Source organism: Hyphomonadaceae bacterium ML37 (assembly GCA_027627685.1).
Classification (GTDB): Bacteria; Pseudomonadota; Alphaproteobacteria; order Caulobacterales; family Maricaulaceae; genus Oceanicaulis.
This window is the reverse complement of record CP091241.1, coordinates 1,878,912-1,892,972: the sequence shown is the minus strand read 5'-3', so window position 1 is coordinate 1,892,972 and position 14,061 is coordinate 1,878,912. Positions and strand designations below refer to the sequence as shown.

Sequence of the window (14,061 nt, the reverse complement as noted above, 5' to 3'; positions counted from 1 at the left end):
CGCTCAAGACGTGCGTATGCAATGAAAAGAGCAATTTACGGCGTAACACATGACGATGCTGGACGAAGGCTGGATACTCGATTGTGCGTCAGGCGCAGCGCCCGAAGCGGTGCGCGTGCTGGCGGCGTGTCAGGGCGTGATGCGCCCGGAGGCCGCGCGACGGGCCGCGCCGGTTGAAACGGCGTTTGGCGCTTTGCTCGAGGCCTTGCCGGGCGCGCCGCTGGGCGCCGATGCGCTGGCGCGCACGCTGGAACAACTGCCGGCCGACCCGGGCGGCCGCCCGCACCTCGCCGGACCGCAGCCGGGACTGCTGCCGCTTCCGCTGGCGCTGGCGCTGGAAGGTCAGGAGAACCGCAGCTGGCGCCGGCGCTTGGGCGGCTACAGCGAAATTCCCGTGGCCAGCCTCAGCGGGGACGGCGTGGACGCGCGCCTTATCTCCATCCCGCCGGGCAAGGGCGCGCCCCGCCACGACCATTCCGGGGAGGAACTAACCCTGGTGCTCACGGGTTCGTTTCACGACGGCCGCGCCGCCTTCGGTCGCGGCGATGTTTGTGCTGTATCGCCCGGCGATGTGCATCATCCGCGCGTGGACAGCGCCGAGACTTGCATCTGCTTCGTGGTGGAGCTGGGCGGCGTGCGTCTGACCAACCCGGTCTATGCGGGCATTGACCGGCTCAACCGCCTGGCCCAGCGCCTTTGATCTGCAAACAGGAGACATGTTGATGCTTCGCCTCACCGCCGCCCTTGTGGCCCTTCTGGCCGCGCCTGTCCCGTCCGCCCTCGCGGCGGCCGACCTCGCCGCCAGTGCTGGCGAGACGATCATCTTTGATGTGTTCAGGGGCAATGGCACATCCTTCGGCTCCCATGAAGTGCGCTTTTCTGAAGACGGCGACGCCCTGATCGCCGAGGTGACCGTGCGCCTGCGCGCCGGGCTCGGGCCGGTGACGGTGTTCCGTTACGAGCACGATTCCACTGAGCGCTGGGAGGAGGGCCGCCTGGTTGCCTTTGAAGGCCGCACGCTGAAAGACGGCGAGACGTTCGAGGTGGCCGCGCGCGCCAATGGCGACGGGCTGGAAGTCACGGGCCGCGATCCTGCAGGCGAGGCTGTGGAGGCGGCGATGGACGCCGACATCCTGCCGTCGTCGCACTGGCATCGCTATCCGCCCGGTGAGGATCAGGTGCTGAACACCGAGCACGGCACGTTGATGGAGACCAATGTCGAGTTCTTGGGCGAAGAAGAGATCGAGGCCGATGGCGGGACCATTCAGGCGCGCCGGTATCGGCTCGTCGCCTCGCTGACTCTGGACCTTTGGTATGACGAGAACGGGCGCTGGGCCCGTAGCGAGTTCGAGGCCCGCGGCCAGAGCGTGACCTATGTCCGGCGCGCCAATCCCGTGACGGGCTGATGTCTGCGCTGCGGCTGGTTCTGGGCGACCAGCTGACGCGGTCGCTGGCCTCTTTGCGTGACTATGTGAGGGGCGACATCGTGCTGATGGCCGAAGTCGCCGAAGAGGCCGGCTACGTCCCGCACCACAAGAAGAAGATCGCCTTTCTGTTTTCCGCCATGCGCCATTTCGCAAGCGTGCTGGAGGCCGATGGCCTCGACGTGCGCTACACGCGCCTCGATGACGCGGGCAATGCCGGGTCTCTCGAGGGCGAGGTGAGGCGGGCGCTGGCGGCGGGCGGCCATGATCGTGTGATCGTGGTGGAGCCGGGTGAGCATCGCCTCATGGAGGTGATGAAGACCTGGCCGGAATGCCTTGGTGTTCCAGTGGAAATTCGGCGCGACGATCGCTTCATTTGCTCGCGTGACCGGTTCGATGCCTGGGCGCAGGGGCGCAAGCGCCTGACCATGGAATTCTTCTATCGCGAGATGCGCCGGGAGACTGGCTTGTTGATGGAGGGCGACGAGCCGGCCGGCGGCCAGTGGAATTTCGACCATGACAACCGCAAGCGCCTGCCCGACAGCGTGACCATTCCGGCGCGCCTGCGCATCGAGCCGGATGATGTGACGCGCGAAGTGCTCGATCTGGTGGCCGCGCGCTTTGCCCATCATTTCGGCGACCTGGAGGGCTTCTGGTACGCGGTCACAGCAGAAGACGCCGCCCGCCAGCTCGACTGGTTCATCGATCATGCGCTGCCTGATTTCGGCGACTATCAGGACGCCATGAAGACCGGCGAGGCCTACCTGTTTCACTCGGTCATCGCGCTCTATTTCAATTGCGGCTTGCTCGATCCGATGATCGCCTGCCGCAAGGCCGAAGCTGCCTGGCGGTCGGGCGCCGCACCGCTCAACGCGGTGGAGGGGTTTGTGCGGCAGATCCTCGGCTGGCGCGAATATGTGCGCGGGATCTACTGGCGGTTCATGCCTGAATACCTCACCCGCAACGCCCTCGACGCGCGCCGCCCGCTGCCCGAGTTTTACTGGACCGGTGAGACGGAAATGGCCTGCGTGCGCGACGCCGTATTGACCACCAAACGCCACGCCTACGCCCACCATATCCAGCGCCTGATGATCACCGGAAATTTCGCCCTGATCGCCGGGATCGACCCAAAGCCGGTCAATGAGTGGTATCTCGCCGTCTACGCCGACGCCTATGAATGGGTGGAGGCGCCCAACACCCATGGCATGGCGCTGTATGCCGACGGCGGTTTGATGGCGACCAAACCCTATGCCGCATCAGGCGCTTACATCAACAAGATGAGCGACCACTGCAAGACCTGCCGCTATAAGGTCAGCCTCAAGAACGGACCGCAAGCCTGCCCGTTCAACTATCTCTACTGGAATTTCCTGATGGAGAATGAGGATCGTCTGAAGGGCAATCAGCGTCTGGCCATGATCTACAAGACGCTGGATCGCATGGACGATGACAAGCGCACAGCCGTGCGCGCCGACAGCGCGCGGTTTTTCGCGCGCATCGGCATCGAACAGGAAAGGAAATCCGCATGACCGAGCCAGTGACCAAGTCAGACGGCCTTGTCTGGATCACCGGCGCAAGCTCCGGCATTGGCGCCGCGCTGGCCCGGCGTATGGCGGGTGAGGGCTGGACCGTCGTCGTATCCGCACGCGGCGAAGATGACCTCAACGCGCTGGCCGCCGGGCATGAAGGCCGCATCATCCCGGTTCCGCTCGACATCACCGACGCAGACGCCGTCATGGCGGCGGTGGACAGGATTGAGCGCGATCATGGCCTCATCGCCTGCGCAGTGCTCAATGCGGGCATCTACATTCCCGTGCACGCCGAGGAACCCGACTATCAGGCCTACGCCAAGACCTTCGCGGTCAATCTCAACGGTACGGCGGCGTGCGTCAGCGCGCTGACCGGGCGCATGGCCAAACGGCGCAAGGGCCAGATCGCAATTGTCTCGTCCGCCACGGGGTTTGGCGGGATGCCCACGGCGTCAGCCTATGGCGCCTCCAAGGCGGCGTTGATCAACATGGCCGAATGCCTGGCCATCGAGCTGCACCGCTATGACGTGCATATCCAAGTGGTAACGCCAGGCTTTGTGGAGACCCCGGCCCAAGACGATAATGAATTCCCCAAACCCTTCATGATCAGCGCCGACGAGGCCGCCCGGCGCATTGCCTCGGGCCTGAAATCAAGCCGGTTCGAGATTACCTTCCCGCGCCGCTTCACCCTCATGCTCAAGGCCATATACGCCCTGCCGCGCGCCTGGCACATCGCCCTGGTGCGCCGCCAAACCGGCTGGAACAAGCCGCCGGAGGGGTAGGGGGGAGCTGCATTCTCCGGCGTATGAGGCGGGGTGACTTCACTTGTTTTCCCGGCCGACCGCAGGGAGCCCCGGGACCCATCCATTTATGTTTTTCGCCCGCGCCGGGGTTCAGAATGGCCGGGACGGATCCCGGATCGGTTACGCCGTCCGGGAAGGCAGTTTTACCTTATCAACGCACACTAAGCCCCACACCCGCCACCCACTCCGCCACCCGCTCCGGCGCTTCCATCGGCGCCAAATGGCTGACCCCGTCCAGAGTGCTGATCGACGCGCCGCGCCGTTCCAGCCCGCGCGCATTAATGACCGTGGAGCCGTGTTTTGCTTTGAGAACGTGCACGCCCGCGCCGACGTGCGCCGCCGCCTTCATGAGGTCATGGCGGCAGGCTTCGAAATTGGCGCCTTCCCACGCCGGGTCGCAGGCGAGGCGCCAGCCGTCCGGCCCCTCAATCAGTCCGTCTTCGAGATAGGCGTCCAGTACGCCGGCCGGCCAGGCGGCCATGGCGGGCTTGCCGCGGTAACGCGCCAGCGCCTCCTGCGGCGCCGTCCATGCATTGGCGCGCCGCCGGGCACGGTCGCCCAGGCCGATGCGGGCGCGAAACAGGGGCCAGAACGGCGTGCGCGCGGCGATGTAAACCGTCGGCGGCAATACCACCGGCTCGATCAGCGCCAGCGGCGGCGGGGCGTCCAAGCGGCCGGCCGCCAGCAACAGGCTGACCGCCCCCATGGAATGGCCCGCCAGCAGGTCCGCCGGGCGGTCCAGCGTGGCCAGAACATGCAGGAGGTCATTGGCGTAAATATCCCAACTGTCATGGGTTCTGGGATCAGCGGGCAGGGTCGTGCGGCCATGACCCCGCAGATCCACCGCGATGATGTCGAACCGTCCCGCCAGCGTCGCGAGCATGGGTTTCAGGCTCATGGCGTTGAAGCCATTGCCGTGGGCGGCGACCAGGCGCGGACGTCCGGGCGCCGGCCAGGCCAGCGCCGCGATATCGCCGTCCGGCGCGGGGATGGTCAGGCGGGTCGGTTCGGTGGTCACAGGGCCTTGCCTCCGGCTGACGCGGGCGTGAGCGCGCTGCACAAACTGGCGAGTTCACGCGGCCGGGCAAGGTCTGGCGGCGCCGATGGGCTAGTTTATGTCACACGCCCTTGAACAGGAGATCTCCCATTGCCGCCCGCAGCCTTGCCCTGATACTGATCGCGCTGGCGGGCATTGTCGCCCCTTCCGCCCATGCCACGGACGATCTGCATGATGCCTGGGACCAGCTGCTGGGCATGTATGTCATTGAAGGATCAGACGGCGTGGACCGGGTCGATTATGACCGCCTGCGCGCTCACGCGGATGATCGCGCCGCGCTGGTTGACTATATCGCTTCGCTGGAGGCCCAGCCGGTCAGCACGCTGGCGCCCGATGCGCAGTTCGCGCTCTGGGCCAATCTGTACAACGCGGTGACCGTACGCCTGATCGTGGAGGAGAACCCGTCGCGTTCCATCATGCAGATACGTCCCAGCCTGTTCTCCATCGGCCCTTGGGCCGCCGAACGCGTAACCGTGGAAGGGCGGGCGCTGTCGCTGGACGATATCGAGCACGGAATCATGCGCCCACAATTTGACGCGCCTCTGGTGCACTACGCGGTCAATTGCGCGTCCATCGGTTGCCCGGATATCCGCACCCGCGCCTGGCGGGCGGATACTCTGGATGAAGACCTGGACGCCGCGGCGCGCGCCTATGTGAACCATCCGCGCGGCGTCACGGTGACGGACCGCGGGCTGGTGATCTCGCGGATCTACAAATGGTATCAGGAGGATTTCGGCGGCAATGATGCAGGGGTCATCGCGCACCTTCTCGCCTACGCGCAGCCGCAGCTGGCGCAGGCGATCAGGGCCAATCCGCGCATTGCGGGCCACACGTATGACTGGGCGCTCAACCGTCCCGATTGAGACCTCGGCGCCGCCGCTAGAACGGCGCGAGATCCCAGACGAAGGCGAATGCGGTCAGCGCCGCCGCGGCGAGGCCCATAAGCGTGATGCCGGTCAGCGTGCCGAACCGCACCCGCTCGCCCGACGCCAGCGTACGCGCCAGCAGGACAAGGGTGAGGAGACCCAGAACGCCCGAGACCAGCATGAGCCAGGTCCCGGCGCCGGCTGGCGCGGCCAGTCCGGCGATGATGGCCGCATCCGCGTCCTCCATCAGCCGCGCGGCGCCCACGCCGATCAGGGTGAGGCCCGTCAGCCCGCTGACGCCAGCGAGCCAGGCGGTCAGGCGCGCGCCGCCGGTGAGGGCTGCGAGTTCGGCGGCGGGGCGCCGGTCGATGATGCGGGCGAGGACAGACAGCGGCAGAATGAACACGCCGAGGACAAGGATCAGCACGCATACGCCCGCCCACACCATCGGGACGACAAAGGCTTGCGGCGCGTCAGGGGTGAGGGCCAGGGCGCGGTAGACGCTGGTGGTCCACATCAGGTCCTCGTAGTCGGGCGCGCCCGCGCCCTCTGCCAGGCAGCTGACGTCCAGACCGTCCAGATCGAGGTCGTCAAAGAAGTCGCGCATCACCTGGCCGCCGCATTCGGGCATGGAGCGGGTGGGGCCGTGGCCCGCATAGGGGACTTCCACATAGCGCGAGCCGGGCATGGCTTCATGGATGTACACCGCCAGCCAGGGCGGGGTGATGGGGTCCCAGGCGCCGTTGACGATCAGGGTCGGGACACCGGTCTGGACCAGCGCATAGTCGGCCCGGTCGCGCAGGGTGAGGCCGGCCTCCTCGCACACCTCAGCGGCGCGCTGCGAGCCGGGCAGAGACACAGCCAGGCCATGCCAGCGGCTTCCGGCGCTCGCCTGCGCGGCGGCCAGCTCGGCCTGGACATAACCGTCATTGCACTGCACTGCGGCCGACATGCCCGGCGACATGGTCATGCCGCCGCCCGGCCCCATGCCGCCGGACAGCGCCACGGCCAATCCCTCAAGAACCACCGGGTCGCGACGCTCCAGAGCATCGGCGAGATTGGACATTACCGCCGGAATGAAGGGGTAGCTGTCCTGTTCGTAGGCCAGCGAGAAGGGTAGATAGGCCAGCAGGGCCGGCGGCAGCCAGACCTCGCCCCCGGGAGTCGCTTCGGAATCGGCGCCGGGCAGGATCACCGGATCATCGCGAAGTGATTCCATGGCCGCGAACAGGCGCGCTTCCAGATCATTGCAGGCGCGTGCGCCCTCGCAGTCCCCGGTGAAGTTGGCGATCAGAAGATCGAAAATGCGCGACAGATCAAACAGATCGACGAGATCGTTGGGCACGATGGCGTCGAGCACGATGGCGCGCACGCCGCCGGGGTCCTGACGCAGCAGCATCTGGCCGAGATGTGAACCGTATGAAATCCCCCAGACATTCCACTGCTCGTAACCCAGCGCCTCGCGCAGGGCGCGCACGTCGCGGGCATTCTCCACCGTGTTGTAGCCGGTGAGGTCTATCCCCTGCTCGGCGGCCTCGCGGAAGCACAGCGCGTTGCGCTCGGCCGAGGCGACCATCATTTCGTCAAGGCTGGCCGCGGCGTTCAGACCCGGGTCTATGGTATTGAATTGCGGGCAGAAAGACGTGCTGGCGCCAATGCCGCGCTGTTCCAGAATGTAGAGCGCGCGCGTCTCGGCGATGGGGTGATCATTGAGCCGACCCACATAAGCATCCACGCCCACGCCGGGTCCGCCGGTCAGATAGATGACCGGATCCTCGCGGTGCGCGGCCTCGTCCTCGCCGGTGGGGGCGATGCGCACATAGTGCAATTGAATCAGGCGCGTACCGTCCCGCTCGCGGTTCTCCGGCACCGTGATCATGCCGCAGGAGACCTCGCCCGGCTCGTAGTCGATCTCGCCCTTGAAGGGACAGACCAGCGGTGTCAGGCGGGGGTTGAGGCTGGAATCCGGTGTCGTAAACACCGCGTCACGTGTCGAAGCCGGGTCCTCATGTGACGAAACCGGGTCCTCATGGGTCACAGACGTGGCGTCTTGTGACAAAGCCGCCTGATCGGGTGCGTCCTGGGCCGCCGCCAACAGCGATGCGGCCGCGCTGGCCAGAGCGATAAAGTGAATCACGATTAAGCCCCTCCCCGAGACATGAGAGCTCCAGTTGGCCGTCTGGGCGCCCCTGCGTCAAGGCAAACGGGGCCGGGCGCGCTGTCATGCGCCCGGCCCCGTCAGATCGTGTCTTGAGCACCCGGCGGGCCTTGAGGGCCCGCTTCGCGCTGTCAGGTGCGCCTACTCGAACTCGGAGATTTCGATGCGGCCGCGCTGCCCGTCACGGCCCGAGCCGTAGGATCCGAACCAGATATCGTACCGGCCGGTGGCCGGCTGACGGAACACCAGTTGGGCCTGCACGCTGTCGCCGCTGTCGTCGTCACAGTGCCAGCTGCCGTCCGGGGCGTTGATCACCAGGGTCGTATCGAAGTCAGCGATGGCGCGCACGACGAACGGGAAAATGCTGCCGGCCGTATACCGTACCGACAGGTCCGGCGCGGACCCGGTATAGCCGCGGCAGCGGCCGTCGCCGGCATAAGCGTTGGTGGACAGATCGTTCCGCACCGCGACCTCACCGCGCGCAAACACATTGACAATGCGCGGATCGGGCGTGAACCCGGATGCCAGATCGATGACGCCATGCACCGCCGTCAGCATGAAGTTGAGGGCGTCGCCACCGCCGTTGTTCGATCCGCTCAAAAGTTCCGAAATTTCGATGCGGGCCGGCTCGTAATTATTGTTCGCAGAGTAGGCGCCGACCCAGATGTCATACTGGCCGGAGGCGGGCAGATCCCACTGCAGCATGGCCTGGACGCCTGCGCCGCTGTCATCGTCGCAGTACCAGGTCCCGTCGGGACCATTCACCACCAGCGTGGTGTCGAACGCCGCGGCGGCGCGGATGATCAGCGGTAAATAGCCGTCCGCTTCGTAGTGCAGACGGAAATCGGGCGCCTGCGCGATATTGCCCCGGCACCGGCCATCGCCGCCCTGTCCGATGGCGTAGCGCGACAGCGCTGAATTTGCGTCAACTTCGCCACCTGCCAGCATCTCGATCACATAGGGATCCGGCGTGAATCCGGCGGTCAGCGCCACGGAGCCGTATTCGGGTTCCAGCGAGTAGTCAGGCTGCGCCAGGCTGGCGGCGAGGCTCTTGGCCGCCCCGGCGCGGTGAACGTTCTGTGACCCGTCAGAGCTCAGGGCCAGCGCTGCGCCGGGCGCGGCGAGAAGGATCGAGGCGGCGACCGCCGAATGGATGAATGACATGGGTGTCCCCCCTTGTTGAGTCGGTGGATGGTGGCAAATCAGCCCGTCACCGGCAACTGACAACACCCATCATATTGGGCGGAAATTGGGCGTGCAGCCCCGGTGGCGCGATCCGGTGGCCAAACCGGGCGCGCGCGGCTATCAGGTGCGCATGCCTCCAGCGCCAGGACATCACAGGTCATGAGCCTTCGCCTCGCCTTCATGGGAACGCCCGCCTTCGCCGCCGCCTCGCTGGCCGAGATCGCAGGGGCAGGCCACGAAATCGCAGCGGTCTACACCCAGCCCGAGCGTCCGCGCGGGCGCGGTCAGGCCAGCGCGAAGACGCCGGTGCATGAGCTGGCTGAGCAATTGGGCCTGCCGGTTTTCACGCCGGAGAGCTTTCGCGATCCCGATGTGCTGGGGGCGTTCGAGGCGCTCAACCTCGATGCCGCCTGCGTCGTCGCCTATGGCCAGATCCTGCCGCAGCGCGCGCTGGATGCGCCGCGCCTGGGCTGTCTCAACCTGCACGCTTCGCTTCTGCCGCGTTGGCGCGGGGCGGCGCCGATCCAGCGCGCCATCATGGCGGGCGACGAGATGACCGGGGTGCAGATCATGCAGATGGAGGCCGGGCTCGACACCGGCCCGGTCCTGATGAGCGAGAGCGTGCCCATCCACGAAACCGACACCGCCGGTTCGCTGCACGACCGTCTGATGCAGGTGGGCGCCCTCCTGTGGCCGCGCACGCTGGCGGCGCTGGAGCGGGGCAGTTTGAGCGCCACGCCGCAGTCTGAGGACGGCGTCACTTATGCGCGCAAGATCACGCGCGAGGAGGCCCGGATCGACTGGACGCGGCCTGCCGGCGAGGTGGCCGACAGGATACGCGGCCTGTCGCCCTTTCCCGGCGCCTGGTTCGCACTGCAAGGGCCCAGGGGGGAGGTGCGCGTGAAGGTCCATTTCGCGGTTCCCGAACGCGGCGAGGGCGAGCCGGGCGAGGTGCTGGATGACGCGCTGCTGATCGCCTGCGGGCGCGGCGCGGTGCGCCTGACAAGGCTGCAGCGCGAGGGACGCGGCGTGATGGAGGCGGATGAGTTCCTTCGCGGTACGCAGGCGCCCGCCGGAACGCGCCTGAGCTGACATGCCCCGCTACCATCTCACCATCGAGTATGACGGGCGGCCCTTCGTGGGCTGGCAGCGTCAGGATAATGGCCCGTCGGTTCAGGCGGCGCTGGAGCGGGCCGTTGCAGCGCTCGACGGGGCCCCGCGCGAAGTCTATGGCGCGGGGCGCACCGATTCAGGCGTGCACGCCCTGGCCCAGAGCGCCCATGTGGACCTGGAAAAGGACCTGGCGCCGGGCAAGGTGCGCGATGCGCTCAATCACCATCTGGGACGCGACCCGATTGCGGTCCTCTCGGCGCGGCGCGTCGATGACCGGTTCCATGCGCGCTTCTCGGCGGTGAAGCGCGGTTATGTCTACCGCATCATCCCGCGCCGGGCGCGCCTAGCGCTGGAGGCGGGCAGGGCCTGGCGCACGCCGCGCGCCCTGAACGTCGCCGCCATGCATGAGGCGGCGCAGGCGCTGGTGGGGATGCATGACTTCACCACCTTCCGCGATGCGCGCTGCCAGGCGGAGACGCCGGTCAAATCCATCGACGCCATCGCCGTGCGCGAGACGGACGGCGAGGTGCGCATCACCGTCGAAGCGATCAGCTTCCTGCACCGACAGGTGCGCTCCATCACCGGCTCGCTGGTGGAGGTGGGCAATGGCAAATGGTCGGTCATTGATTTCGCCGATGCGCTGGCCGCCGCTGACCGCACACGCTGCGGACCCGTGGCGCCGCCCGACGGGCTGTATCTGGCGTTTGTGCGCTACGCCTAGGCCAGCAGCGCGATCACAATCGCCTCGATGACCAGCGGGATGGCCGCGGCCGCGCCCGCCAGCACCGGCGGCAGGCCCAGCGCACCATGGGCGACGCGCCAATGCACGAAATAGCGCGCCAGCATGTAGAGGCTGAGCAGGCCCTGGACCGCAGTGGCATTGGCCAGCCCGGCGAGGTATAGCGCCCAGATCAGGGCCTGCACGTGCAGCAGGACGAACACCGCCCAGTTATGCACCGCCAGCCATGCGCCCAGACGCTCGCGTATCCCCAAAATGGCGACCGTGAGGAAGGCGGTGAGCGGGAACAGGCCCCAGATGCGCAGCCATGCGCCCGCCGCCTCGCCAAAGCTGGTTGTCGCAGCGTCCGGCCCGTAGAGCGCCGGATTGTCGGCGGCCAGTGCATTGAAGCCCGCCACCGTCAGATAAAAGGCGGGCAGGGCCAGGATCACGCCATTGAACGACCGGCCGACGCCCAGGGGCGTCACGTCGAAATGCCCGCGCCAACCAGGCCGGAAGGCCAGCATGGCGAATACGCCGCGCACCCGCAGACTGGCGTCGGCCAGCATGCGCCGCATCAGGCGAAGGCCTCGAAATACCGGTCCAGGATGCGGGTATAGATGGCGGTGAGAAGGGTGATGTCGGCCACCGGCACGCGCTCGTCGATCTGGTGCATGGTCGCGCCGACCAGGCCGAACTCGGCCACAGGACAATAGTCTTTTATGAAGCGGGCATCCGACGTGCCGCCGCCGGTGGTGAGGGCCGGGGCCTTGCCGGTCACCTCGATCACGGCGTTCCTGAGCAGATCGGTGAAGGCGGGATTGTCGGTCAGGAAGGCTTCGCCTGTGACGGTCAGGTCCAGCTTGATCTGCCCGTTGAAGCCTGCGCCCACGCCCGCCGCCTCATCCTCGACCCAGCGTTTCAGGTCATCGCCGGTATGGGCGATGTTGAAGCGGATATTGAATTTCGCCTGCGCTACAGCCGGGATCACATTGTGGGGCGCATTGCCCACATCGATGCTGGTGACCTCCAGATTGGAGGGCTGGAAATGCGGCGCGCCGTCATCCAGGCGCCGGGCGGAGAGCTTGCTCAAGAGCGCCAGCAGGGGCGGGATCGGGTTTTCCGCCTTGTCAGGATAGGCGACATGACCCTGTCGCCCGGTCACATTGATGACGCCGTTAAGCGAGCCGCGCCGGCCTACCTTGATGGTGTCGCCGATATGGGCGGGATTGGTCGGCTCGCCCACCAGGCAATGATCAAACCGCTCGCCGCGCGCATACACGGCTTCAAGGAGCCTTTTCGTGCCGTTGACCGCCGGGCCTTCTTCGTCACCCGTAATCAGGAAGGCGATAGAGCCTTTGGGCGGGCCGTGGCGGGCGATATGGGCGCCCACCGCCGCCACCATGGCCGCGATGGAGCCCTTCATGTCCGCCGCGCCGCGTCCCCAGATCTGGTCCTGGGCGATGTCGGCGGCGAAGGGCGGATGGGACCAGGCGGCTTCCGGTCCGGGGGGCACCACGTCTGTATGTCCGGCAAAACAGAACACCGGCGCGGCAGTGCCCAGCCGGGCGTAGAGATTGTCCACCTCGCCAAAAGGATAGCGCGTGCAGGCAAAGCCCAGCGCGGTCAGCGCCTGTTCCAGCACGTCCAGCGCGCCCGCATCAGCCGGCGTGACAGACGGCGCCTGGATCAGGCGGCGGGCGAGGGCGATGGGGTCGAGCAGGGCGGGTAAGTGTGCCATGGCAGCAGACTTAGGGCGAAATGCGAGTCTGTGCCAAGGTCCGCTGACCGTCCTGTCAGGCAAGGCCCCAGCTGGGCCAGATCAAACGCCATCCTGCATTTGCCCAGTACAACGGGACAATCGAGGCCGCCTGCCCCTAACCTGGCCGAGCTAGGCGCCTCCTGCCGTATTGGTCGACGAGTAAAACCTACATTGCTGAGGCGCCTGAGCAATCCATTCCGCAGCCGAAACTGAATTGGTGGTGTGCTCATTGAGATCGTTAAAATGGCCGGCGGCCGTATACATTAGCCGTGCAGCAGGGCTGTCATCGGCAGCTCGCATCATGTCAATATATTCCCTTTGAGGAACCGTATCGATCGTAAGGTTCAGAGGGATGCGCGTGCGGCTATAGTCAAACCGCACGGCAGCCACTTGTGGCGGAATCACTTCCTTGTCGGATTCGCCCGAGACAAGCCGCGAGGCCAGGGTCAGAGGTGCCGCAAGCAAGTGCCGGAAGGTCTGCTCCGGGGTCGGCGCCAGGGAGGCGGCCATTTCACCCCACACAAGATTGATCGCTTGAAGTTCGGTCTGCAGACGCAGCGCAAGGCGGTCTGGCGAGGTTGTTTGGAAGATACGGTCCATCACCCGCAACACCCGATCAGAGTCTGCGATGCTGAGCGCCAGCTGACGGTCCAGTTCGCGCAGGCGGTCGCGTACGGCGACTTCAGACATGTCCGAGCGAGGCGTCTGCGCTTCTGCGCCAGACAGTTCGGGCCGCTGTATTCTGGCTTCGCGCTCGAATTCCGCCGCAATCCGGCCGCGCGTCTCCAGAGCGGCTTGGCGCGCTCGAGCGAGATCGCGGCGCCGGGCCGCGAAAGAGTCGGTCTGCTCCAGCCTGGCGGCGCGGAGGGCCAGCGTTTCGCACTGAGCCAGGGAGACGGCCCGGAGCGCCTGGAAAGCGTTCGCTTGCTGCGGGTCGAGATTGGCGACGTCGCGCAGCACAGCGGGTCCCAATGTGATCCCTGCCAGAATCGCATTTGTCGAGGAGGCCGCGGCACCGCCCGACGCCAGGATCGCTGTGCTGCCCGTGCCCGAAACAATGGAGCCAGCAGCGTCATATGCGATATAGATGCCGGATTGGCGACCATAGAATCTCAAGCAATACTGACTTCGTTCCCATGCCGAATTGAGCGTATTCGAACTCAAGTTTCCGTCACTGACTTCATTTGACCCGAACAAGTAGTAATTTATCGTCGGACCGAAATCTGATCGGTACTCTGTTGCATTAATCGGATTTATGAGAAAGCCTTCTGAAAGGGTCCTGAAGTCCCCGGAATATACGCTCACCGCCCTCCCTGCATTGTTCAGAGACTGACAGCCGCTTACCAGCGCAGCAGACAACAACAGCAGCATGCATGATCTGAATTTCATAACCCCGGCCCCAGCAAAAGAAGTTAACACGCGCATAAAACACCCCCTCAAAGGGAGCGG

Annotated in this window: 13 protein-coding genes; 7 read left to right on the top strand and 6 right to left on the bottom strand. The window is 66.0% G+C overall.

Annotated elements, in window-relative coordinates:
- Positions 1-49: 49 nt before the first annotated feature.
- The 4 genes from L2D01_09320 to L2D01_09305 are packed head-to-tail and all read left to right on the top strand — an operon-like array spanning position 50 to position 3,732.
- Positions 50-700, top strand: a complete 651-nt coding sequence (locus L2D01_09320; GenBank protein WBQ09094.1) for a cupin domain-containing protein — start codon at positions 50-52, stop codon at positions 698-700.
- Positions 701-722: 22 nt separating this feature from the next.
- A complete protein-coding gene (locus L2D01_09315) occupies positions 723-1,406 on the top strand; it encodes a DUF6134 family protein (GenBank protein ID WBQ09093.1) in 684 nt (227 codons plus the stop codon).
- Positions 1,406-2,950, top strand: coding sequence for a cryptochrome/photolyase family protein (locus L2D01_09310; protein ID WBQ09092.1), 1,545 nt, complete (start codon positions 1,406-1,408; stop codon positions 2,948-2,950). The genes L2D01_09315 and L2D01_09310 overlap by 1 nt, the downstream gene beginning before the upstream one ends.
- The gene (locus tag L2D01_09305) at positions 2,947-3,732 is read left to right on the top strand and encodes an SDR family NAD(P)-dependent oxidoreductase (protein WBQ09091.1); all 786 of its coding nucleotides are present in this window, start codon (positions 2,947-2,949) and stop codon (positions 3,730-3,732) included. The genes L2D01_09310 and L2D01_09305 overlap by 4 nt, the downstream gene beginning before the upstream one ends.
- A 172-nt stretch (positions 3,733-3,904) precedes the next feature.
- Here the strand turns inward: L2D01_09305 and L2D01_09300 are convergent, their stop codons facing one another.
- Complete coding sequence (locus L2D01_09300; GenBank protein WBQ09090.1) at positions 3,905-4,771, bottom strand: alpha/beta hydrolase; 867 nt, start codon at positions 4,769-4,771, stop codon at positions 3,905-3,907.
- A 110-nt stretch (positions 4,772-4,881) separates the two neighbouring features.
- Between L2D01_09300 and L2D01_09295 the strand changes: the two genes are divergently transcribed.
- A complete protein-coding gene (locus L2D01_09295) occupies positions 4,882-5,673 on the top strand; it encodes a DUF547 domain-containing protein (protein ID WBQ09089.1) in 792 nt (263 codons plus the stop codon).
- A 16-nt stretch (positions 5,674-5,689) separates the two neighbouring features.
- Here L2D01_09295 and L2D01_09290 read toward each other — a convergent pair whose 3' ends face one another.
- Together L2D01_09290 and L2D01_09285 are read right to left on the bottom strand one after the other, a co-directional pair.
- Positions 5,690-7,813, bottom strand: coding sequence for an alpha/beta hydrolase (locus tag L2D01_09290; protein WBQ09088.1), 2,124 nt, complete (start codon positions 7,811-7,813; stop codon positions 5,690-5,692).
- Between the two features lie 162 nt (positions 7,814-7,975).
- Positions 7,976-8,998, bottom strand: coding sequence for a hypothetical protein (locus L2D01_09285; GenBank protein WBQ09087.1), 1,023 nt, complete (start codon positions 8,996-8,998; stop codon positions 7,976-7,978).
- 180 nt (positions 8,999-9,178) lie between these two features.
- Here L2D01_09285 and fmt point away from each other — a divergent pair, with 180 nt between their 5' ends.
- Complete coding sequence (gene fmt / locus L2D01_09280; GenBank protein ID WBQ09086.1) at positions 9,179-10,111, top strand: methionyl-tRNA formyltransferase; 933 nt, start codon at positions 9,179-9,181, stop codon at positions 10,109-10,111.
- A gap of 1 nt (position 10,112) precedes the next feature.
- Positions 10,113-10,853 carry a tRNA pseudouridine(38-40) synthase TruA gene (gene truA, locus L2D01_09275; protein WBQ09085.1) on the top strand — a complete coding sequence of 247 codons (741 nt, stop codon included), beginning with the start codon at positions 10,113-10,115 and terminating at the stop codon, positions 10,851-10,853.
- Here the strand turns inward: truA and L2D01_09270 are convergent.
- The 3 genes from L2D01_09270 to L2D01_09260 all read right to left on the bottom strand — a co-directional run bounded on the left by L2D01_09270 (position 10,850) and on the right by L2D01_09260 (position 13,983).
- A complete protein-coding gene (locus tag L2D01_09270) occupies positions 10,850-11,428 on the bottom strand; it encodes a hypothetical protein (GenBank protein ID WBQ09084.1) in 579 nt (192 codons plus the stop codon). The genes truA and L2D01_09270 overlap by 4 nt on opposite strands.
- Complete coding sequence (gene dapE / locus L2D01_09265) at positions 11,428-12,591, bottom strand: succinyl-diaminopimelate desuccinylase (protein WBQ09083.1); 1,164 nt, start codon at positions 12,589-12,591, stop codon at positions 11,428-11,430. The genes L2D01_09270 and dapE overlap by 1 nt, the downstream gene beginning before the upstream one ends.
- Before the next feature lie 150 nt (positions 12,592-12,741).
- A complete protein-coding gene (locus L2D01_09260) occupies positions 12,742-13,983 on the bottom strand; it encodes a hypothetical protein (GenBank protein ID WBQ09082.1) in 1,242 nt (413 codons plus the stop codon).
- Positions 13,984-14,061 lie beyond the last annotated feature (78 nt).

Excerpts from the sequence above, each read along its gene's own strand:
- truA (WBQ09085.1), top strand. The coding sequence starts at position 10,113 with ATGCCCCGCTACCATCTCACCATCGAGTATGACGGGCGGCCCTTCGTG.
- L2D01_09285 (WBQ09087.1), bottom strand. The coding sequence starts at position 8,998 with ATGTCATTCATCCATTCGGCGGTCGCCGCCTCGATCCTTCTCGCCGCG.
- dapE (WBQ09083.1), bottom strand. The coding sequence starts at position 12,591 with ATGGCACACTTACCCGCCCTGCTCGACCCCATCGCCCTCGCCCGCCGC.
- fmt (WBQ09086.1), top strand. The coding sequence starts at position 9,179 with ATGAGCCTTCGCCTCGCCTTCATGGGAACGCCCGCCTTCGCCGCCGCC.
- L2D01_09315 (WBQ09093.1), top strand. The coding sequence starts at position 723 with ATGCTTCGCCTCACCGCCGCCCTTGTGGCCCTTCTGGCCGCGCCTGTC.
- L2D01_09270 (WBQ09084.1), bottom strand. The coding sequence starts at position 11,428 with ATGCGGCGCATGCTGGCCGACGCCAGTCTGCGGGTGCGCGGCGTATTC.
- L2D01_09305 (WBQ09091.1), top strand. The coding sequence starts at position 2,947 with ATGACCGAGCCAGTGACCAAGTCAGACGGCCTTGTCTGGATCACCGGC.
- L2D01_09260 (WBQ09082.1), bottom strand. The coding sequence starts at position 13,983 with ATGCTGCTGTTGTTGTCTGCTGCGCTGGTAAGCGGCTGTCAGTCTCTG.
- L2D01_09320 (WBQ09094.1), top strand. The coding sequence starts at position 50 with ATGACGATGCTGGACGAAGGCTGGATACTCGATTGTGCGTCAGGCGCA.
- L2D01_09310 (WBQ09092.1), top strand. The coding sequence starts at position 1,406 with ATGTCTGCGCTGCGGCTGGTTCTGGGCGACCAGCTGACGCGGTCGCTG.